This is a genomic window from Pradoshia sp. TA40_28 (assembly GCF_059694525.1).
The window spans coordinates 110,933-133,312 of the sequence record NZ_JCATZO010000004.1; the positions used below are offsets into that span (position 1 = coordinate 110,933).

The following is a 22,380-nucleotide window of genomic DNA, read 5'->3' on the forward strand; positions in this document are numbered from 1 at the left end:
GTTAACCGAGATTTAGGACCGCTTCTTTGCTATGATCCAGCCAGCCTAGAGCTTTTGCGGCTTGTTCATAATATTGCTGTGTATTGCCAAGATAATGTTCATAGAAACGAGCCCGCTTCACATAAAGGTGACAATCCATTTCTTCCGTAAAACCAATGCCTCCATGAATTTGAATATTATGTGATGCTACGCGTATAAAGGCATCTGTTGCAAATAACCTGGCACTTATTACGGCTTCTACCTGATCTTCAGGATGATAGTCAATCGCCCAGTTAGCATAATAAGAGAGCGAACGCGCCGTTTCAAGATCAAGTTTCATATCAACAATTCTATGTTTAATAGCTTGGAACCTACCAATCGGTTGGCCAAACTGCTCGCGTATCTTTGCATATTCCGCTGCCATGTCGACGATTTTTTCTATTCCCCCGACTATATTCGAACAAAGAGCAGCATTAAAGGAGAGCAAGCCCTCTTGCAAAACGTCCCATCCAGCATCAACAGAACCTAGAATCTGACTTCGGGAAACATTCATATTTTCAAACGTCACTCTTGCCAATAACCTTGTTTCATCGATGTTTTTCTGCCTTTGAATAGTAAGGTTTTCATCCGTACAATCAACAATTACTAGAGTAATACCATATGAACTATGCCCTTCCTTTGTACGGACTAGCACTAGCATACTATCCGCTAATTCTGCGTCCGGTACTAGTGTTTTCACTCCGTTTAATGTCAAAGTATCACCGTTCATATCACCCTTCATGGTTATACTGGAAGGCTTATAGCCTCCTTTTTCTTCTAACCAGGCGATTGTGAAGACATGTTCACCACTTGCCACCAAAGGTAAATACTTTTCTTTTTGTTCCTTTGTTCCATACTTCTCAAGCAATGGAACAGCCAAAGCGTTTGTTTCTAAATATAAACCTGGAAGAAGAGCACGACCTGTTTCCTCAAAAACAGGCACTAAATCCAAAGCTCCTAGCCCCATACCGCCATATTCTTCTGATATATTTATAGCGGTACAGCCTAATTCAGCCATTCCCGCTCGTACAGTGTGCAAGGAGTTTGTCTCCCCTTTTGTGAATTCTCTAGCGGTTTTTGTTTGACCAGCGTTATCTAAGTATTTGCGCACATAGCCACGAAACATTTCTTGTTCATCATTTAGTGAAAAATCCATCCACTCTTCACCTCCGCTTTTCTTAACGCCCCATATCTTTCGGTAATCCCAACATTCTTTCAGCAATCGTATTCTTTTGAATTTCACTCGTGCCTCCGCCGATTGTTTGTCCAAAAGAGTATAAATAATTATCCTGCCAGTATGAATCCCCTACTACAGCATCCTCTTTCCAAAGCATTCCTTTATGACCTTGAATGGAGACTGATTGGGCCAGTAATTCTTTTGTCAATTCACTTACGATTAATTTATCCATCGATCCTTCTATTCCAGGATGGCCATTCTTTAGCTGTTTTGTTAAACTACGATAATAATTTAATTGAGCACCACGGGAACGAGCATACAAATCTACCATCGTTTTTTGAACAAAAGGATTCTTGATTAATAGTTCATCATCTTCATTTTCCTCTTTTGCAAGCTGGACCAAATCATTGAATTGCTGTTCTAATGTAAATACTTGGGCTCCAATCCCTGTCCTCTCATGCATCATGAGTGCGATTGAGACCCTCCAACCTTCGTCTACTTCTCCAACGATATCCGCATCATAACAGACCGCATCATTCAGATAGACTTCATTGAAGTCATGTGCGCCATCCATTTGAATAATCGGTCGCGTTTCGACACCCGGCTGATTCATATCCAGAAGAAACACCGTAATGCCTTTATGCTTTTTATCAAAACGGTTTGTACGTGCCAATAAAAAGCAGCGATCTGCTACATGACCAAAACTCGTCCAAACTTTTTGGCCATTAATAATCCAGCGATCTCCCTTCTTTACTGCACTTGTTTGTAATGCAGATAAATCAGAACCAGCATTCGGTTCAGAATAGCCTTGGCACCAAACTTCTTCACCAGTTAGAATTTTGGGGATATATTTTTCCTTTTGCTCTTCTGTTCCGATTTGCATGAGTGTTGGAGCAACCATATGAATACCCACATAATTAATAAGCGCAGGGGCTTTTACGCGAACCATTTCTTGATGATAGACAATTTCCTCCATCAAGGATGCATTACGTCCGCCGTATTTTTCAGGCCAAGCAATGGCTGCAAATCCACCTTCATAAAGTGTTTTCTGCCAGCTTCTTAAAAAGTCGGCATGCTCTTTTTCATCTGTCGGGATCTTATAATCACCACTTAACCAACCATCTGGTAAATTAGCCTCCAGCCATGTTCTGATTTCTTGACGAAATGCTTCTTCTTGTTTAGTAAATGAAAAATCCAATTTGTTCAATCCTCCTTTTCTTACGCCTTCATCCATTGAGGAAGAGCACGATCTTCCGTTATGTCTTGCCACATCATTTTTACTGGCATATCAATCTTTATTTCTTCCGGAGAACATTCCAATACATTGCCGATGATCTTCACTTCTGGAACATCCTCTAATTCAATAACGGCAATAATATGAGGCAAATCGTCTTGGAACCCTGGCAAAAACGGGCGATAAGACACAACATAAGAATAAATTTTTCCGCTAATGTCACTACCTCGACTTTCCCAGCTCAATTCCGTACTGCCACACTTGGCACATGAGGGACCGGGTGGATGTGAATAGGATTGACAGGTTTCACATTTTTGCAGAACTAATTCATGACGATCAGCTGCTTCCCAATAAGGAGTATTATCTTGGTTTTTTAATGGTATTGGTTTTTGGTAACTCACATCTATTCCTCCTAATTTCTCAGAATCATAGCACCGGCAATATCAGGACCAGCCCACCCTGTACATATACCAAGCTCACAATCTTTCACTTGACGCTCTGTACCCTTATATTCATGGCGAACTTGACGAACGATTTCGAGAACATTGTTCATACCATGGGTATAGCCTTCTGATAACATACCACCGGCCGTATTAGAAGGAAGCTTTCCACCCATCTTGAGATTACCCTCAGCGACAAAATCACCGACTTCACCACGCGGTGCGAATCCATAAGCTTCTAACTGGCGAAGAACGACCCAGCTATAACAGTCATAAATAGAAGCTACTTGAATATCCTCCGGCTTAACACCTGCTTTTTTATACAATTCAGGAGCAACATAGTCTGCTGCTACTTCTGATAGATCTGACCAGTAATGGGCATGCGAAACGCATTGACGAGCTTCTATTCCCATAATGTACACAGGTCTAGATTTACAATCCTTCGCTTTTTCAGCCGAAGTAACAATAATGGCATTCGCTTCATCAGATTCCAGACAAAAATCATGACGATTGAATGGATAGCTTAAATAAGGTGTTTCTTTATATTCCTCCATTGTTAATGGCTTTCCGTGGAAAAACGCTTTAGGATTTCTTTGTGCATGTTCATAGAAACTAACACAGACATGTCCCAGATGCTCTTGAGTCAGGCCTGTTTCATGCATATGCCTAGTGGCGAATAATCCAAACCACTGTGCTGGACCACCAGCACCATATGGAATTAAGAAGCTTCCGCCATCAATCACAGATTGGAGCAGATTCACATCCCAGCCTCCGCCACCCATACGAATACCGGAGCGCCCGTTCATGGAGCGATAAATTAAAACTGTATTTACTTGCCCAGTTTCAATTAAACCAATCGCATCGGCAATTAACATTTCAGTAGAGCTGCCACCGCCAGAAATGTCTTTTACATACTTGGGCCGTACCCCTAAATAGGTGGCTAATTGATGAGATGTACAAGAGTCACCTTCTGAATAACTCATAAAGCCATCTATATCCTTAGCTTGTAGTCCCGCATCATTAAGTGCTGCACGTGCTGCATCTAATGCTAAATGGAGGGGAGTTGTACCCGATTTTTTTGAACGCTCGCTTTCTCCTACGCCTACAATGGCATAGCGATCTTTTATATCTGCCATTCTCAAAAAACCTCCTAGTTTCAATCAATATTGTTTTATATGAATTTTAAAATGGCTTCACCTGAGCCTACGACTTCTTTGGGACCTTTTTCAGCAATAAGAGATATCGAGACAAAACGCTGCTCATCTTCCTGATAGACATTCTTGACTATTGCAGAACAGGTAATCGCATCTCCTGGCCTTGTCATCGCTCCAAAACGCATTTTAAAATTAGTTGGTATAGCCGATGTACCTGCTAGTTTCATAACATACTCTCCCAAAAAGCCCATCACCAACATGCCGTGGGCGATGACGCCCGGCATCCCAATTTTCTTAGCAAACTCATCATCTGTGTGCAATGGATTATAGTCACCCGAAGCACCTGCATACTTGACTAACTGGACCTTTGTCACAGCCTCTTTTTCTAGTGATTCCAAGTGTTGACCTTCCTGCAGCTTTTCATATTTCAACATGTTTACTTTCCTCCTTTAACCGTTGAATATTGCCTCATCAAGCCCTTCCGCTAACTAAAGAGCGGTAGATAATATTTGTTCGACCTATAACAACAACCTCTCCTGCTTCATCCTTCAGTTCAGTCTCCAAAACCAAAAATTGCATCTGTCCTGTTTTCCCTTGTCGTTCATACACATCCGCTACTTTGGTTTGGCATGTTAAACGGTCTCCCAAGCGTATAGGCCGCTGATAGATAAATTCTTGCTCACCATGCAGCATCCTATTGTAATCAAGCGGTAAATCAATCGAACCTTCACTTTCCTGACTGATGACTATTGGGAAACTTGGTGGTGCAATTATTCCGCCATAAATGGATTTAGCTGCATATTCCTCGTCTACATATAAAGGATTTTCATCCCCGATTGCTTCTGCAAATTGGCGAATATGTCGTTTCTCTACAACAAAGATATACGGGTTCCCAGTCAATCCAATTAAGCTTTTATCCAAATCCATGTTATTACCCCCTTATTGCTGTCTTTTCTACGATATCTTTTTCCAAAACAATCATTGCATCAGCTGCTTTTACGCCATTTTCATACACAATTAACGGATTAATATCCAATTCTTTAATTGGTGTATTTTCTTCAGTGACAAGGGAAGAAACCTTTAGTAAGACATCTATGATGGCGTTGATGTCAGCTGTCTTTTGACCACGTACTCCACGCAATAGAGCGTATCCCTGCACTTCTTCAATCATTTCAATCGCATCGTTTCGCGTTAAAGGAGCTACTCTAAATGAAATATCTTTAAATACTTCTACAAAGATTCCACCCAGCCCAAACATGATAACTGGACCAAATGCAGGATCTTTCGTAGCACCGATAATGACTTCAATTCCTTCTGGAAGCATTTCTTGAACAGAGATGCCATTAATCTTTGCAGTTGGGTTATAATTCCTTGAATTCAGTGTAATTTCTTCAAAAGCATGTATGACTTCTTGTTCACTTTCGATATTTAAACGAATCGCATCTGCTTCTGTTTTATGAAGAATATCTGGAGAATCGACTTTCAATACGACCGGATAGCCGACCTCATTCGCAAATTGAACCGCTTCTTCAACAGAGGTCGTAACCGTACGTTTCGTTGTTGGAATGCCATACTGCTCTAAGATATCTGCAGCCTGTGATTCACTTAAATTGGCATCAGCTTGTAAAGAAAAGTTTAATTCTTGTGTTGTGTTTTGAAGAATATCTTCTTGAAGTGATCTTTGTTGGTGTTTTTTGAGGTATTGGCTATATTCGACTAAATGAGCTAACCCTTTAAGTGGATTCAAGTTGCCTGGGATAACAGGTATCCCATTTTTCTCAAGCTCCGCTGTTCCTTTAGGGACCGACATCCCTTCCAATGGGAAGGTAGTCACAAGCACAAACTTGTCGGAGTTTTTACATATCTGGATAAATTCTTTTAAATAATCATTGTCTTTATCCCAACCTAAAGGAAACTCGGTTAAGACGATATTATGCACCTCTGGATCTTCAACGAGGGCTCTTAATGGCGCAATAAATAATTCCGGATTAGAAACGGATGCCGCCGCCGTAAGATCAATTGGATTTGAAGCGCTTGCAAAAGATGGTATTAAGCCTTTTATCTTTTCTTTCGTATTATCATTTAAGGCTATAACATTTAGTCCAAGTGCTTCACAGCGATCCGATTCATTAATCCCTCTTCCACCGGAACTGGTTATGATAACCGTATTTTTACCCTGAGGTAGCTTATTGGATAAAAATAATTTGGAGAATGTAATAATGTCCTCATAATCATCTACTCTGACAATTCCTGCTTGCTTAAAGAAAGCATCATATATGGCATCTGAACCTGCTAATGAGCCTGTATGAGAAGCAGCTGCTCTACTGCCGGCTGAACTGCGTCCAGTTTTCATAAGTACAATCGGTTTCTTCCGGTCAAGCGCTTCTTTTGCTACAGCCCGTAGATTAGCTGTATTTTTCGCTCCTTCTAAATAACCGGTAATTACTTTCGTTTTCTCATCATGAACCATATATTCCACAATTTCCGAGAATTCAATATTCATCTCATTTCCTACACTAACAAAATAATTGAAGCTCAAGCCATTTTGGGCTGCCGCCATATATGTAAGCACACCAAATGCTCCACTTTGTGAAACATATCCTACTGATTTTTCCTCATGTAAAGGAACTGAGAGAATGGCTGGTGAGAACGTTCCGATCAACCCATTTGTAGTATTTACTAAGCCAACGCAATTGGGTCCTATGATTCGAATACCATTCTCCTTGGCATATTCATTTAAACTCTCTTGTACCTTCAATCCTTCTTCTCCTACTTCTGAAAAACCTGAAGCAAATATAATCGCGGCCTTCACCTGCTTCTCTGCACAATCTTCGAGCCCTTTCTGTATTTGATTTGCACCTACACAAAGAATGGCCAAATCAACAGGACCAGGTATTTCGCTTAGAGAAGAATAACAAGTTAATCCTTCTATTTGAGTTGCTTTAGGATTAATAGGATATATGGCTCCCTCAAATTTCCCGTCTATTAGAGCTTTCAATTGAATATAACCAATTTTATATCTATTCTCAGATGCACCCAGTACTGCTATTGAACTAGCATTAAATAATGGTTCCAGCGTTTTATAACTATTTGTCACAATAATCACCTCAATTTCATTTGATTAAAACCACTAAAATTTCACATCTAAATCAGGAGTTTTGCTTTCTTACCTCAAAAATGATTAACAGATCATACAGTCCCCGCTACATATACGAGATCTTCCATCAAAAGACAATTTTCTTTTTTAACATGAGGCTAAATTTCTGACTAGGTACCAGGTTTATACTCCTAATTGTATAGAGACAACATTTTTGTACTTGTAAAAAAGTGCAAATAAAATCATTTAATTATTAAGGAGTATAAAGTTTATTCATCCATTGATCATACCTACTAACTAAAGGGATAAAATTTTTATCTGACTTTTTGAAGTACTCTATAGCCTCGACATTCGTACTTGATAACCACGACTTCTATTGATGGTAGTCATTACTCTGTATACAACCAAAGGAGCTACCTATAGGCAGCTCCTTTGGTTAATTAAATCGTTTCAGCCAATTCACTAATCTATTTTGAAGTTTAATAGAAGGCATTTTGATTCCACGTTCAATATGACTAACGTAAGATGGGGAAACTTCAAGTTCCTCAGCTACTTGACTCAATGTCAAACGAAGCCTGGTCCGTGTTATTCTAAGTTGTTCACCAATCGATTCCAGTGACGTCATTCCTGGTGGTTTTTCCTGTACAAACTTAGTTTTTTTTACTCTTTCTATCGAGTGATAATGTTCCTTTATAATAGTGGGTGGCTCAATAATGATCGTACAATTCAGCCATAAACGTGCCCAGCCTTTGTGATCTGCAATTGATTCTTCCCACTTATCATAATACCAATCTGCAAGAACACCATCCGCTTGCAACGTATCAAGTGCCTTTTCCAATCTTTCTCTCGTCCTCGATGGTGTTCGGATATTCATCTCCTCTCCTATTGTATCTAAAAGTGTACGTATTTTGTTCGGTTGTAAGAAGTCTCCCTTTCTAGCTTGCGTTCTCCACCTCCAGCTTATATACCTGGCTAAACGCTTTTCCCATGTTTGTTGATAGGGATTATAACGCAATGTCTGAATGGGCAGCAATGCAACTTGCCTGCCTGAACCATATAAAAATTTAGCAAAAACCTTATCTACAGTAAAAAGGAATTTCTTCGTATCGGTCATTTCCAAAATTCTGCGTTCTTGCCCGGTATGATCTTTAAACAGAAACGTACGTCCTTGCAATTTCATTTCTAGAGGTTTTCCTTTTTCATAAACAATTGCTCTCTCAATTTCCATCCATAAACTTTGGATTTTTGTAAGCGATTCCAAAATTTGTTTGCGTTGTTTATGTTCATACCCACCCCGACGCCCTTCACCCCCTAACTTTGCCTTTAAACCTCTCACCAACAGTAAATCGTCAAAATAAATTTCGATAAGGTCCTGCGAGTGTCTGGCTTTGGAAAGAAAAATACTGCAAAGTGCATCGAATAAATCGACATCTAAATCATTTACTTCCTTCGCTTGTTTCCAAGCTAAGTCTTCTAGTGAACCTGCAACAGATTCCTCTGATGAAAAGGGAGGTCTGAACTGTATAAATCCTTCCATATTTCCTTTATATAAAGGTGTTGTCGGCCATGATGTGCTAGTGAGCTGACGAAAGTTATTTTTATACAATGCCTCTCTCACATTTTGATACGCAGCATTATTCATAACCTGTATAAAATCTTGAATGGTTAAAGTGTACGTCATGTCTTTCTTTTGAGGTATAGTTTGCAGAGATAAATCAGAAGTGTTTTGTATGTAAAGCATCGACTCAATTTTTTCATTCGTATAGTTTTCCATATCCATAGAGATGATGATTTCATCAATCCAAACGGATATGTACTCATCCACGATGTCGCTGAATTTAGCTATAAATTCAGTATTAACCGACAGATTTTTTGATATATATTGATAAAAAAGTTGATTCAATTCCTGGTTGCTCAATGCTTCCATTTGTTTTAGACCAATTGATTTTTGCATCTCTTCAAGAGTCCATTCCGTTAAATACACCTGTTGCCAGATACAAAATTCATCCCAAACAGCAAAATCAGCCAGAAAGGAGTGCTTCTTAATAAAATTTTCTATCGTATCCTCTGCTTTTTCTACATCATAGATTATTTTTTTACTATTTTTTCTTCCAGAATTGGCTTGCAGTCTACTTTCATATTTATTTTTAAGATGATCGACAATAAACTTGCTAATATGAGTGATCATTTGATTTCGAGCTGCTACACGCAGGTTAATAAATAAGGCTTCACTATCTTTATATGCCCTCTGCCAAATCATAAAAGAATTGATTTTTTGTTTGTCCAACTGCAAAGAACGGGTATTGATCTCATCCGCTTCATTTTTTAAATTTTGCTCATATATACAGATAACGATAAAATCATCAATTTTTCTTGCCCATTGACTTGTCATTTGCTCTTTATTGACATACTTTCTCCCAATAACTCTTTCATTGGCAGAAAGTAATTCATCATTTAAATTTTTCTCCATTATTGTAGACCTCCAAGAAATCTATTCAATAAATATGCCTCCTTAAAGAATCCTATGAAAAACTTCCGAACATCCATTAGTTATTTCATCGCCCTATTAAACATTCTACATATCAACACGATTCACCTTGCACTTTTCCTATTTTTTACAAGAATGAAACAAATTCTCCATCCATATCCTAATGGATTCCTCTTTATCTATCATTGACAGCCGTTTACCTGTAGTAAAGTTATTTGGAGATTCAAATTTAATAATCAAGAAGTGCTATTTTTACGAAATTATTTTACGGAGAAATATTGTCTCATTTTCTAGTTTAATGTAAAAAATAGCTGGCATGATTCTGGTTCAACACCATCTTCACACCAGCTATATAGCTACTCCATATATACGTCCCATCTAGTATTTATATCAAAATACTAGAATAAACCCTTCTACTCGTTTCCATTACTTAAATAATTTTTTATATTGTTCGTAACCTTGCGCTTCCAAATCTTCTTTTGGAATAAACTTTAGGGACGCAGAATTTATACAGTATCTTAATCCATCTGGACCAGGTCCATCAGGGAATACATGGCCAAGATGAGAATCTGCTTCATTACTCCTGACTTCTATTCTTCTCACGCTCAATGAATAATCGTCTTTTTCAATTATTTCAAGTTCATCAATTGGCTTTGTAAAACTTGGCCATCCACACCCTGCATCGTACTTATCCAACGAGCTGAAAAGTGGCTTTCCAGAAACAATGTCAACATAGATACCATCTTCCTCATGATCCCAATATTCATTACGGAATGGAGGTTCCGTCCCGTTTTGTTGTGTTACCTCATATTGAATTGGAGATAATTTTTTTAGACGCTCAGAATAATTGGTCATTTCTTTTCACTCCAATGCTCATTTATAAATCCAGCACGCCCTGAACCTACTTGATAGGATTCATAATGTGCCTTATTTTTCTTATAGAAATCTTGATGATATTCCTCAGCCGGATAAAAAGTCTTAGCAGGGAGAATCGGTGTTACTATTTCTTTTGTAAATCTGCCGCTATTCCCTAACTCTTGTTTAGACTGTTCCGCAACTTCCTTCTGTTCCTCTGTTGTATAAAAAATAGCTGTCTTATAAGATTCTCCGCGGTCACAAAATTGTCCTCCATCATCTGTTGGATCAATTTGCTGCCAGAATAACTCGACAATCGATTTATAATTTATAATATCTGGATTAAATGTAATTTCAACTGCTTCAACATGACCAGTTGTACCTGCGCAAACTTCTTCGTAAGTAGGATTTACTTTATGTCCGCCTGTATAACCCGAAATGACGCTTTCTACTCCAGGGAATGTATCAAAAGGTTTTACCATACACCAGAAACACCCACCGGCAAATATTGCTTTTTCCATTATCCTACCTCCATTTTGTTTCATTTTATTAATGTATTAGTTAGTTTAACCTTTATTTGTCTATTAAGAAAATGGTTTGCTTACGATTTTTACAAATTTAGACACTTGCCTAAGCCTTATTGCATATAGCTAGAGTATAATTTGGATATTCGAGGAGTGAGAGCAATGTCCACTTTCAATACAGAAAGCAATCATCGAAAGGCCCAAAAGTACGATTTATTATCCCAGTACTATAAATACTCCAATCCAGAGTTATCTATAAACTACTACCTTCAGCATTTACATTTTATGAATCAGCTAAGGTATCAAAATCCTGCCGAAAAAGAGAGTAAAGATCGCTCTACGATTGGAAAGGTGAGATTCTTCCATGCTCTTTCGTCTGCAAAAAATATAGATATGTATATAAACGAAACGAGAATTTTCCGGCATGTACCCTTTAAATCGGTCAGTCATTATTTATCCCTTCCTGAAGGGAAGTATCAAGTTGACCTTTATTCAAGCGGTCAGTTACACACCGCTTTGTTAAGCAGAAAAATAGCAATTAAAGAGGGAACCCCTTATACCATCATTGCTACAGGAGATAAAAAAGCTTCTCTCTTTTTAATGGAGGATAATCTTTCCCTCCCCAGCAAAGAGACAAAATTAAATTGTCTGAATCTCAATCCTGATTCGGATGGAATTGATATTGCCGTGACAGGCGGAGATACCATTTTTTCTAATTTAGCCTTTAAAAAGCCCAGCTCCTATCTTGGATTAACTCCCATGACAATTGAAATATTAGTGAAGTGTTCAAAATCTAAAGAGTTAATACTTAATCCTTTTTCCGTTACCCTCCATCCGGATCAGATCTATACAATGGCTGTCCTAAGTAAAGACGATGATCATAAAGATGTGGAGATTTTGTTTATTTAAAATAAGTTTGTTTTCGTAAAGAGATTATTACTATCCCATATAAAACACCTCAAAAGTTCGTTTTTTATTCTAACTTTTGGGGTTCTGCACCTTTTTTTGCTTTCTCCGTTGTTTAACTAAAGCATATTGCCTCTGTTATGGATTACCTATTACGGAATATTCATAAGTTATTTTCTCTAATTCTTTAATCAAATCCTCTAAATAGGATTGATTTGATGTGAATTCGAAGGTTAGTACAGCACCGCTTCCTGCTGGATAACAGGTTTCTCCAGACCATTTGATATGCCCCAACTTATCCATTTCACCTTCAAGATGTATAAAGCTATCTAAATTTTTCAATATAGCTTTACCTGCTAAATTCCTATTCATAGCCTTCAAGTCAGTAAAGAAATCCCTGATGTCATCTGTTCTTAAACTCGCATTAAAATCAACATAATACCCAGGGATATAAACTTTCACATTTGAAAGAACCCAGTTTCCATCCCAGTAATCAGAACTGTTCGGATATTCACGAGCTAAGACATCTATTTCAACTTTAGTTTTTTCTCCTAACAGATGAAACTTCATATACCACCTCATATTTTAATACCTTTTAGCGCTGTTCTATAGCTAAATAAATACCTACATTAGCAGCAATCTATATGAAAGCAGCCAAAACACAAAAGAGGAGCTGCATCCATCATTCATGGTACAATTCCTCTTTTTCAATTATTCTACTGGAACTAATAAACTTAACTCAATATCATCATTTTTCAAATCAAACGCTTTTGCTTTAACCGTTATTCCGCTCTTCAAATCCATTTTGCTCAATGCCAAATAAATTGTTTTTTCACTTGGTCTGATCATAACCCAATTAGGCATCTTATATTTTTCATTGATATAATTTAGGACAAATGTTGCCGGTAAACTCATTCCGCCAATTTGAATAGATTCATGCTTTAAAAGCACATCCCCATTTTCTAATGTAACAGGTTCAAATAAAACCTTAAGCTCGACATTCCTTCCAAACGCTGATAATGATCCATACAATTCAAGATTTTCCTTCAAAAGAACATCATATTTAATGGGGCTATCCGAGCTTTCTTCCTCAATATAATGATTAATAATTCGATTAAGATCTTCCTTATTTGAAGTAAACGGAATTTCCACTGTTTCCTTGTTTTGGGCTAGCTTATTTAATGATTCATCATCTTTTATTGGACGAGTCATCCAGTAAAACAGAATACTTGCTGCAATTAAATTAATAGTTAATAATCCTAAAAAAAGCAGCTGCCACTTATTATTTTTATTGAAGATTCTCCCCATTCTTCTCCCCCTCATTGGCCATCCTCATACTTTTTATATTTTCTTTAATACGCTCTTTCATTTCGTCATATATTCGTGAAGCAATGATTTCATAACCCCTGTCATTCGGATGAAAATAATCTTCTTTGTATAATAGATTTTCGTCTGAATTTGAAAACGCGTCATCAATCCGTATAAAATAACCATTAGGATCCCTAGTGACGATTTCCTGACTGATGTTATTCCAATCATCCATAATCATATCAAGTTCCTGAAAAGCAGAAATCCATTTCCCAAATGGGTTATACAAGCCGACAAAATAGATATCCGCTTCCTTATTATATTGTCTAATTATACTAAAAATCTCTTCTAATCTCTCTTCATAATGATTAGCTTCAAGATAAAAATCTTGCATCGTTAAATTTGTAAATTGGTCTTTTACCACTTTCATGATATCATTCCCGCCAATTGTAATCACAATGGCATCTGCCTGTTGGATATCCATCATTAATTGTGGTGTTTTCAGTCTTTCTAAGAGATCCGTTGTTCGATTGCCTCGAACACCATGGTTATTAAATCCAGCTTCTTTTATCCCTTTATTTTGTTCTAAATAGGACACTAAATAAGGAATGTATCCACCACTTTCACTGCTGTCCCCGACACCCTGTGTTAAGGAGTCCCCTAAAGATACGATATTTATATTAGTTGGGAAAAAATCCTCAGGGATCTCTCGTTTTATTGCTTTCGTTAGATAAGAAGTTGAGTGATCTTCTATTTCCTTTCCAAATAATGATTGAAATGAATTACACCCAGCAAGCATAAAAGTCAGCATCACCGTAATCGAAGTTTTCCAAAACATAAGATGTCACCTGCCTAAAGATTACTCTTAGTATATTCATTATATTTACAACAATTATCAATATGATATAAAAAAGGACAGGTTTCCCTGCCCCCTAATTTGACTGTAGTATTTTTATATGCTTTATAATATCATCGAATGGTATATCTTCAAGTCCAGAATATTGCTGAACGACTATTCCATCTTGATTGACCAGTGAAAAACTGGTTCCATGAATGACCTGATCTCCTTCAGCCGGTTTTGAGACCAATAATTTAAAGCTATCTTTTGCCAAGCTTTCGATTGTTTCCTGGTCATACCCCGTCAAAAAGCTCCAATTGTCAAAATCCGCCTGAAAACTTTCGCCATATTTTTTTAATACAGCAGGATTATCAAACTCAGGATCTACACTAAAGGATACAATCTGTACATCTTCAAGACCCTCTTCTGATATCTTATCCTGAAGCTTTTTCATATTAGATGTCATGGGTAAACAGACCGTATTACAATTGGTAAATATAAAGTCAGCAATCCACACTTTTCCTTCTAAATCACCTTTTGAAAGGTTGTTTTCATTTTGGTCAGTAAAGGTAAAATCGTTTACCTTCCAATCCTTTGCATTGGGTATCTCTTGTTGGGAACATGCATTTACGATCATAAGTAGAAAAAAAATTATTGCTATTTTGCCAAAATTTCTCATGAATACCCACCCTGTGATTGATCTCTATTCCTGCTAATTTTATCAAATTCTGTATTTTCACAAAAGTATTTTGCCTATGATTCGTGGTTTTCCCTGTCCACTGTTCTTTCCTTTACGGATAACACTGTTTTCCGCAGAAAGAGCTTGCTTTCCGCAAGCAAGCATCAAGCCTCCTCGTGCTCTTTGATATGGGGATTTGGTACGCTTCTTCCCATAGGTCTCTCCTATTCTGCAGAAGATAGGACGCTGTTTATAGAAGATTTACCTTTCGTAAGATATATAAAAAATAAAGAAGGAATTCAGATTTAGAACTCTAAGAGCCTTACTGAATTCCTTCTGCCGATAATCTGATACAAGTATTAAATGTATAGAAGCATTAGTATTAAATTTTCACCTAATTCGTAAGCGTACCGTGGCTAGGCTGTCAATCCACTTTTGATTTAACACTGGCGTATTCATTTTAAATAAACTTCAAGTTTTACTTTATTTGCATCTAGTTTCTAGGATTCTTATAAAATCCCTACTCAAACTGGATTTGAATGGTGACTATTTCAGAGCGTGTACCAATTCGAATAGGCGGCCCCCAAAAACCATAACCTGAGGTCACGATGGTGTGCATCTGTTTCTTTTGTAAATAACCCCAATCATTTTCGTAAATCGCATCCGTGATTAGGTTACCAGGGAAAATCTGACCGCGATGGGTATGACCTGATACCATCAAATCAACGCCTTCCTGCTGCGCAATATCAAGTTCGTAAGGCTGATGTTCCAATAAAATGGCTGGTTTTTCAAGGTTCACACCACTCATTAATTTATCTAATGGCAGCCTGTCATCCTCGGTTCGGTCTTTGCGCCCTATGAGTGTAAATTCCTCTTCAACTTCCACCGTTTCATCGTATAATACATTGATTCCGCTATGCTCCAATGCTTGAATTAATTCTTGCATGGTACCATCATGTTTGTCGTGGTTGCCAAGCGAGGCATAGACTCCGTATGGTGCATGAAGCTTAGATAGTATTTTATCGATATTTTGATCAAGGAATGGTTGAACATCATCGTCAAAAAGATCACCAGGCAGCAAGATTATATCTGGGTTGAGCTTATTGACCTTCTCTACTAAACGTTCTGCATGATCTTTACCTGACAACAGTCCAAAGTGTGTATCAGCTGCCATTACAATATGAAGGGAATCGAGAGAAGATGAACCTTTATCCAATTTAATTTCATAGTTGCGAACAACAGGACTGTATGCATTATAGGTGCCGTATACCAGAAAAGATAACAGCAGCACCAAAGTGATCAGGCCTGCCCATTTTTGAGTTCTATGCCTCGACATTTTAGTTAGGCGCAGGAGGCTAACCGTAATATGCGCAAGAGGAACTAGCAATAAGAGCAAATAAAAGCAGGCCATCCAGTAAGCTCCAATTATATTTAAAAATGTGAGCCCAGAAATGCGGCCAACAATAAGAGAACTAGCTGCCAGCACAACGATCAGACTGTAAAGTATCTTGAACCGACGGCTTGATGTTTCTGGTCTAAGCCAAACGTACCCTCGCCACCCGATGTAGTAGACAAGTCCGCTATAAAGCAATAGTGCGATAATCAAAATAACAATGAACATATGTATTTTCATACTCCTTAGCTATTAATTATGTTGTTTTGTGGTTTTTCTAGAAGGCGAAAGTCCGGACTTTATTTTTGTCACTATATTTTATGGATTCCCCTCATTCCTAGTTTCTTTTTGTGAACTCTGCAATCATTCAATAATGCAGTCTAATCAATAAGCAATCAAATAGCTACTATGGAGGATTGGTCACCTACCTACTAAGTTATTACTGTCTAAATGGTACTAATTTATAGGTGGAGTGGAATATGCACTCTAAACGTAGTACCTTTGTCAGTTTCGCTTTCGACTTCAATCTTACCATTCATTCTCTCGATGACTTGATAGCATACCATCAATCCAATACCTGTGCCTTTATCTTTCAACAAATAAAAAGCAGTACCCAATCGTCCAATCTGTTGATAATCACTATACTCTTTAAAATATTTTGTAGTATCTATGTATAATTAGACAAAATTAGGCAATTTTCCTGTAAAATATATAAAACAATACCAAAGTTCATAAAAAAATACACTATCTCTTACCTAATAGTGTATTTCTACAATCATATAATTTATTCTGCGTAATACATAAAACCTATAGCCCCGATTCCTGTATGTGTACTAATAATAGGTGTGGTTTCATAGATTGGTACATCGTCTATGCCAAGTTCCTTGATGATCATCTCTTTAAGCTTCGTTGCTAGTTCCATTGCATCGGCATGAGTAATGCCAATCCCTTTCAGAGCTTTCCCTTCAATATCCTGGATAAGCTGCTTTAGTAAATATTTCACAATTTGACTTTGGCTTCTTACTTTCGCTACAGGTGTATATTCACCTGTATCTAGTGAAGCAATCGGTTTAATGTTCAAAAGTGAGCTTAACATAGCCTTACCTTTTCCGATTCGTCCACCCTTCACTAAGTTCTCAAGAGTATCAACCACTACAAAAAGACGCGTATTTTCCCTTATATGATCAATTCGTTCTACAATCTCATCCACTGTTTTTCCTTCTCTTGACAGTTTAGCTGCTTCTATTACCTGGAAGGCCAATGCATTAGATATATATTTCGAATTAACTACAGTAACTTCTCCCTCGGCCATCCTGGCTGCCGTTTGTGCCGATTGAACAGTCCCGCTCATTTGTGCAGTCATGTGAATGGATAATACTTCACTTCCGTCTTCCGTCAGTTTATTATAAATTTCTAAGAATTCACCCGCCGGCGGCTGTGAGCTTTTTGGAAGTTCTTCTGATTGCTGCATTTTTGTTATAAACTCTTTCGGTGAAATATCAACACCATCAATGTATGTTTCGCCATCTATCGTAATTGAGAGTGGTACAACCGTTATGTTATTCTCTTTGATGATCTCCTTTGGCAGATCAAGAGTTGAGTCAGTAACAATTTTAACATTTGGCATATTTTCACTTCCTATATGTATGAATATTCATATTATACACGGTAAAATTTGAAATTAAAACGCATTTTATTTTGGCCATTATTTCATAGATATTGCCTATACTGGAGAAATTCCTTTCCATTCATTGTTTCGGAAAGGAAGACCTGTTATTGTAAGTACTTTTTCCGAGGAGCTCCACGTCACTATTTTCCCATTATCTCAAAGTATAAACTTCCTACTATGTAAAACTTTTATCTACAAAGAAAGAGTGCGAACCTCTGACGATTCACACTCAACTTTTTATAATACTATTATCTTGCTTGTAAGTATAAAGAACCACTGTCCAATCTCCATATCTTCCCTCGATTAATCCAGTTCATGTTCGAATTGTTCCGCTTTCTTAAGCTTTCGTTTATATACATATTTCGACAGCGATATGCTGATTTCATACAGGAGCAGTAACGGAACTGAGACAACAAAATCAGATAAAAATTCAGGCGGTGTAATTAGGATGGCAATAACGATTAATACAAAATAAGCGTATTTCCTATACTTCGCCAGCATATAGGGATTAACAATCCCGAGTGATGTCAAAAACATCATGATGACAGGTAGTTCAAAAAGAAAAGCAAATGGCAACGACATATTAATGATAAATTTAAAATACTTTTCTGCCGTATAGGCTGTCGTCATCACATCATTCCCCAGATCTGTTAAGAAGCCTATAACAATCGGGAATATGACAAAATAACCGAAAGACAAGCCAGCAATGAATAACAGAAATAAAGCAGGTATATACGATAAAGTTATCTTTTGTTCATGTTTTAATAGCGCAGGTTTAACAAACAACCAGAGTTGAATTGCAAGAACAGGTATTGTACAAGCAATAGCGACTATTGAGGCTATTGTAAAGTAGATCCACATAACATCACTCGGTCCAAGTACAATAAGCTTCTCTTCCACATTACGAGTAAAAAATTTATATATATCTTTTACAAAGAAGAAGGAGACACATAAAAAAAGTACAAAAGCAGTTACCGTGATGATTAACCTTGTTCTCAATTCATCAAGGTGCTCTATCATATTTAATTCTTTCTCTTCCAAACTAGAGTCACGCCTTTCTGAATCCCTTTAAAGAGGTGTAAGAATTTACTCTCACACCTCTTTAAGTTAAGCCTATTCAATTATTTGCTAACTTCTTTTTTTACATCTTTTATATCATCCATTACATCACTGGTTAAATCTTTTGTGGAATTTTTAAATTCTCGTAATGTTTGACCCATTGCCCTGCCGATTTCAGGTAGCTTCTTAGGTCCAAAGATAATCAATACTAGCAAAAGGATTAATATTAACCCCGGTACCCCTATATTTGAAAACATGGTTTCTTCCCTCCCAAGCTGATATGAATCTACTACTATTATAAATGTTTTAAGAGTAATGAAAAGAAATTATTTCATATAAAAACAGTTTATTTCAACTTTCCCTTATTTAGGTTGTATTTGTAGGAGGTAAACAAGGCCTATTCTTATATTAAAAACTGATAAAGACTGCTCCCTTTCTTTACTTCAACATATTGGAATCCCTTTTTCTCCATCCTTTGCATCAGTTCGTTATAATTTTCTCTTCTCTGTAATTCAATTCCCACAAGAGCCGGACCATTATCTTTATTATTTTTCTTCGTATATTCGAATCTTGTTATATCATCATTCGGACCAAGCACTTCATCAAGAAATTCTCGCAATGCACCGGCACGTTGCGGAAAATGGACAATAAAATGATGCAAAAGACCTTCATATTGGAGAGAGCGATCCTTGATATCCTGCATTCTACCAATATCATTATTTCCACCGCTAATGATACATACTACTGTTTTTCCTGGCAATTGGTCTTTGTACATATCCAGTGCTGAAACGGACAATGCTCCGGCTGGTTCTGCCACAATGGCATGTTCATTATATAATTCGAGAATTGTACTGCAGACTTTTCCTTCCGGGACGGTCACAACATCTTTCAACAGTTCAGAACATATCATGAAGGTTTGCTGTCCAACCTCTTTTACGGCTGCCCCATCCACAAAGGATTCAATCTGTGATAGTTTAACTACCTGTCCTTCCTTGATCGCTGTTTGCATAGAAGGTGCACCGACTGGCTCCACGCCAATACAAGCAGTATTTGGAGACACACTCGCACTGTATGAAGCAATCCCCGCCATTAATCCACCGCCACCAACGCTTCCGAAAATATAATCGACAGGAACATCAACATCGTGAAAGATCTCAACAGCTACTGTACCTTGTCCCGCAATGACCGATTGATTATCAAACGGATGAATAAATGTTCGATTCTCATCTTCCTCACATATCTTCGCTTCTGTAAAAGAATCATCAAACGTATCACCAATCAGGATAATTTCCACATATTCTTTCCCGAATAACTCTACCTGGTTAATTTTTTGCCTCGGAGTAGTTGTCGGCATGTATATTTTCCCATGCACCTTCAGTTCATTACATGCATAGGCCACTCCCTGAGCGTGATTACCGGCACTTGCACAGACAATTCCATTTTCCAACTCTGCCTCCGACAAATCCATCATCGCATAAAATGCCCCGCGCAGCTTAAAAGAACGAACATATTGGAGGTCCTCTCTTTTTAAGTAAACATTGCAATTATACTTCTCTGACAATCGTTTATTTTTTTGCAAGGGAGTATGAGCAACTTTGTCCTTTAACTGTTGGTAGGCGATTAAAATTTGTTTAAGCGGTAATCCTTGATTTGTACTCACTAGATGTTCCATCTACTCTCCCCCATTACTGTTATTAATCCATAAATTATAGCAGGTACGAAATATAAATCAACAGAATTTTCAGAAAAAATAAATATAATAGAACAAACATCCTCTTAATAGTATGTTGGTTCTTAAGAATGAGATAAATTGAAGAATAGATAAAATATCATGTAAAGGATTAATTAATCCTATGGAGAGAGTAGAATTTAAAGTTGTACTTTTTATTAGGTTTTTTATCTTCTATTAAACAGGGAGGTAAGTTGAAATATCAGTTTCAGTAAGTCATAAAGGCTTAAAAACACAAAAACAGGTAGAGAGATTCCACACATGTTCTCCACCTGTTTTTACTTTAACCACAAATTTAACTAAGCTTTTTATTTGAGACAATCTGTTGTTATGCAAACTTTAAGAGATTGCTCGTTCTTCCTTGATCCTTGTATGAATTTGTTCAGCAACTGCAGCCATTCCCCCTTCTTCGTATTGCGCAGAGGAGATGGCAGGCAATATAACGAGTTTAACCTTGCCAGGCTTAATCTTATTATTATTCTTTTCAAATAAATCAGCTGTTCCTGTAATCATGAAAGGAACAATCGGAACCTTTGTATCTTTAGCAAGACGCAAGGATCCCGCTTTAAATTCACCAATCTCATTGCCTCTGTTACGTGTACCCTCAGGAAAAACCAGCATAGAATGCCCATCCTTTAACTTCTGTACACCTTCTCTAATCGCTTGTATAGAGGCACGACGGTCTTTACGATCCATAAATACACAGCCCATTACCTCCATCCAACCAGCAACGATTGGAATCTTTTTTACTTCGATTTTTGAAATAAAGCCAAAAGGCTTCGGAATTCCAGCCAGTAAAACTGGTATATCAAAATTCCCTTCATGATTTCCAACAAATAATACAGGTCCGTCGGGAATATGTTCGATTCCTTCCACTTCTAGTTCACAACCTGAATTCTTTAAAAACCCTTTACCCCATTTTTTAGGAATTCGATGTAGTAACACATCATCTTTTGCATCATTGTGCTCGTAGACTTTTTTCATTTTTACTAATTCAGGTAAACTGAACAGTAAATAGACGCATAAATAAAGAAACATATAAATTAAACGTAACAATGATATGAACCTCCTGAATTTAATCCTTTTTACGTATGTACTCTTTAAAGTAATAATCATATGGATTTTTCTCGTCTTTAGGTCCTTTTTCACTGAAGATCAATTCCCAATTTTCTTCATAATTTTGGATAGGGAAGAATGTATCCCCTTCAAAATGATGATCGATGTAGGTCAAATAAATTTTTGTGACATATGGAAGAAGCTGTTCAAATAATACTTGACCGCCGAATATGATGCATTCAGTATCTGTATTTTTTTCAATCTGAAGAATTTCGTCCACTGAATGCACGACTCTAACCCCATCGAGAGCCCAAGAAGGGTCTTTTGTTAAAACGACATTTGTCCTGCCAGGAAGGGGTCTTCCGATCGAATCAAAAGTTTTTCGACCCATAATCAGAATTTTACCCATCGTGGTTTGTTTTACATGGGCCATGTCTGCAGGAATACGCCATGGAAGATTATTATTAACACCAATAACCTGATTACGGTCATGTGCTACGACAATTGAAAACATGTTATTCCTCCTTTATTTCATTTGATATGATTTGTGAAATAATGAAGTATATTCACAAATCAAATCACAAACTAATGTGATTCTTCATAATTAAAGTATAAATCTACGTTCCATAATCGTTGCCAATCTAATAAGTACCTATTACAAATTAATACATAAGGAAGAAAAAGACGATCCAGAGCGGTTATATATAAGGCCATCTACGTTTAACAGTCTCCAATATACTTAAAATAATATTATTG

Annotated in this window: 23 protein-coding genes; 1 reads left to right on the top strand and 22 read right to left on the bottom strand. The window is 37.3% G+C overall.

The annotated features are described in order from the left end of the window. Window position 1: 1 nt before the first annotated feature. From AC58NB_RS06485 to msrA, 10 genes are all read right to left on the bottom strand, one after another. Window positions 2–1,288: an acyl-CoA dehydrogenase family protein gene (locus AC58NB_RS06485; protein ID WP_497426016.1), complete on the bottom strand. Its 1,287-nt coding sequence runs from the start codon at window positions 1,286–1,288 to the stop codon at window positions 2–4. Further along, on the bottom strand, window positions 1,197–2,393 hold the full coding sequence (locus AC58NB_RS06490; RefSeq protein WP_497426017.1) for an acyl-CoA dehydrogenase family protein: 1,197 nt from the start codon (window positions 2,391–2,393) through the stop codon (window positions 1,197–1,199). The genes AC58NB_RS06485 and AC58NB_RS06490 overlap by 92 nt, the downstream gene beginning before the upstream one ends. A 20-nt stretch (window positions 2,394–2,413) precedes the next feature. Continuing rightward, window positions 2,414–2,830 (bottom strand): Zn-ribbon domain-containing OB-fold protein, encoded by a 417-nt coding sequence (locus AC58NB_RS06495; RefSeq protein WP_497426018.1) that lies wholly within the window; start codon window positions 2,828–2,830, stop codon window positions 2,414–2,416. An 11-nt stretch (window positions 2,831–2,841) separates the two neighbouring features. Further along, window positions 2,842–4,005, bottom strand: coding sequence for a thiolase C-terminal domain-containing protein (locus AC58NB_RS06500; protein ID WP_497426019.1), 1,164 nt, complete (start codon window positions 4,003–4,005; stop codon window positions 2,842–2,844). Window positions 4,006–4,040: 35 nt separating this feature from the next. After that, a complete protein-coding gene (locus AC58NB_RS06505) occupies window positions 4,041–4,457 on the bottom strand; it encodes a MaoC/PaaZ C-terminal domain-containing protein (protein WP_497426020.1) in 417 nt (138 codons plus the stop codon). A 37-nt stretch (window positions 4,458–4,494) separates the two neighbouring features. Then, window positions 4,495–4,950, bottom strand: coding sequence for a MaoC family dehydratase N-terminal domain-containing protein (locus AC58NB_RS06510; RefSeq protein ID WP_497426021.1), 456 nt, complete (start codon window positions 4,948–4,950; stop codon window positions 4,495–4,497). A 4-nt stretch (window positions 4,951–4,954) separates the two neighbouring features. After that, the gene (locus AC58NB_RS06515; RefSeq protein ID WP_497426022.1) at window positions 4,955–7,120 is read right to left on the bottom strand and encodes an acetate--CoA ligase family protein; all 2,166 of its coding nucleotides are present in this window, start codon (window positions 7,118–7,120) and stop codon (window positions 4,955–4,957) included. 436 nt (window positions 7,121–7,556) lie between these two features. After that, window positions 7,557–9,590 (bottom strand): helix-turn-helix domain-containing protein, encoded by a 2,034-nt coding sequence (locus tag AC58NB_RS06520; protein ID WP_497426023.1) that lies wholly within the window; start codon window positions 9,588–9,590, stop codon window positions 7,557–7,559. 444 nt (window positions 9,591–10,034) lie between these two features. Then, window positions 10,035–10,463, bottom strand: coding sequence for a peptide-methionine (R)-S-oxide reductase MsrB (gene msrB, locus AC58NB_RS06525; RefSeq protein WP_497426024.1), 429 nt, complete (start codon window positions 10,461–10,463; stop codon window positions 10,035–10,037). After that, a complete protein-coding gene (gene msrA, locus AC58NB_RS06530; RefSeq protein ID WP_497426025.1) occupies window positions 10,460–10,984 on the bottom strand; it encodes a peptide-methionine (S)-S-oxide reductase MsrA in 525 nt (174 codons plus the stop codon). Before msrA ends, msrB begins: the two co-directional genes overlap by 4 nt. Window positions 10,985–11,149: 165 nt before the next feature. Here msrA and AC58NB_RS06535 point away from each other — a divergent pair, with 165 nt between their 5' ends. Beyond that, on the top strand, window positions 11,150–11,896 hold the full coding sequence (locus tag AC58NB_RS06535; RefSeq protein WP_497426026.1) for a DUF4397 domain-containing protein: 747 nt from the start codon (window positions 11,150–11,152) through the stop codon (window positions 11,894–11,896). A 135-nt stretch (window positions 11,897–12,031) separates the two neighbouring features. Here AC58NB_RS06535 and AC58NB_RS06540 read toward each other — a convergent pair whose 3' ends face one another. The 12 genes from AC58NB_RS06540 to AC58NB_RS06595 all read right to left on the bottom strand — a co-directional run bounded on the left by AC58NB_RS06540 (window position 12,032) and on the right by AC58NB_RS06595 (window position 22,138). Then, window positions 12,032–12,463, bottom strand: coding sequence for a WapI family immunity protein (locus tag AC58NB_RS06540; RefSeq protein WP_497426027.1), 432 nt, complete (start codon window positions 12,461–12,463; stop codon window positions 12,032–12,034). Window positions 12,464–12,604: 141 nt separating this feature from the next. After that, complete coding sequence (locus AC58NB_RS06545) at window positions 12,605–13,201, bottom strand: YpmS family protein (RefSeq protein WP_497426028.1); 597 nt, start codon at window positions 13,199–13,201, stop codon at window positions 12,605–12,607. Further along, window positions 13,182–14,039, bottom strand: coding sequence for an SGNH/GDSL hydrolase family protein (locus tag AC58NB_RS06550; RefSeq protein WP_497426029.1), 858 nt, complete (start codon window positions 14,037–14,039; stop codon window positions 13,182–13,184). The genes AC58NB_RS06545 and AC58NB_RS06550 overlap by 20 nt, the downstream gene beginning before the upstream one ends. Window positions 14,040–14,133: 94 nt before the next feature. Beyond that, window positions 14,134–14,676 carry an SCO family protein gene (locus tag AC58NB_RS06555; RefSeq protein ID WP_497426030.1) on the bottom strand — a complete coding sequence of 181 codons (543 nt, stop codon included), beginning with the start codon at window positions 14,674–14,676 and terminating at the stop codon, window positions 14,134–14,136. A gap of 562 nt (window positions 14,677–15,238) precedes the next feature. Next, the gene (locus AC58NB_RS06560; protein ID WP_497426031.1) at window positions 15,239–16,339 is read right to left on the bottom strand and encodes a metallophosphoesterase; all 1,101 of its coding nucleotides are present in this window, start codon (window positions 16,337–16,339) and stop codon (window positions 15,239–15,241) included. A gap of 233 nt (window positions 16,340–16,572) precedes the next feature. Further along, entirely contained in the window at window positions 16,573–16,728 is a 156-nt protein-coding gene (locus AC58NB_RS06565) for an ATP-binding protein (RefSeq protein ID WP_497426032.1), read from the bottom strand. Between the two features lie 167 nt (window positions 16,729–16,895). Further along, a complete protein-coding gene (locus tag AC58NB_RS06570; RefSeq protein WP_497426033.1) occupies window positions 16,896–17,738 on the bottom strand; it encodes a DegV family protein in 843 nt (280 codons plus the stop codon). A 345-nt stretch (window positions 17,739–18,083) separates the two neighbouring features. Beyond that, window positions 18,084–18,821 (bottom strand): twin-arginine translocase subunit TatC, encoded by a 738-nt coding sequence (gene tatC, locus AC58NB_RS06575; RefSeq protein ID WP_497426034.1) that lies wholly within the window; start codon window positions 18,819–18,821, stop codon window positions 18,084–18,086. Between the two features lie 80 nt (window positions 18,822–18,901). Next, window positions 18,902–19,096, bottom strand: coding sequence for a twin-arginine translocase TatA/TatE family subunit (locus AC58NB_RS06580; RefSeq protein ID WP_497426035.1), 195 nt, complete (start codon window positions 19,094–19,096; stop codon window positions 18,902–18,904). Between the two features lie 146 nt (window positions 19,097–19,242). Beyond that, entirely contained in the window at window positions 19,243–20,511 is a 1,269-nt protein-coding gene (ilvA, locus tag AC58NB_RS06585) for a threonine ammonia-lyase IlvA (RefSeq protein ID WP_497426036.1), read from the bottom strand. Between the two features lie 396 nt (window positions 20,512–20,907). Then, window positions 20,908–21,624 carry a lysophospholipid acyltransferase family protein gene (locus AC58NB_RS06590; RefSeq protein ID WP_497426037.1) on the bottom strand — a complete coding sequence of 239 codons (717 nt, stop codon included), beginning with the start codon at window positions 21,622–21,624 and terminating at the stop codon, window positions 20,908–20,910. Between the two features lie 19 nt (window positions 21,625–21,643). Further along, entirely contained in the window at window positions 21,644–22,138 is a 495-nt protein-coding gene (locus tag AC58NB_RS06595) for a dihydrofolate reductase (RefSeq protein ID WP_497426038.1), read from the bottom strand. Window positions 22,139–22,380: the final 242 nt, after the last annotated feature.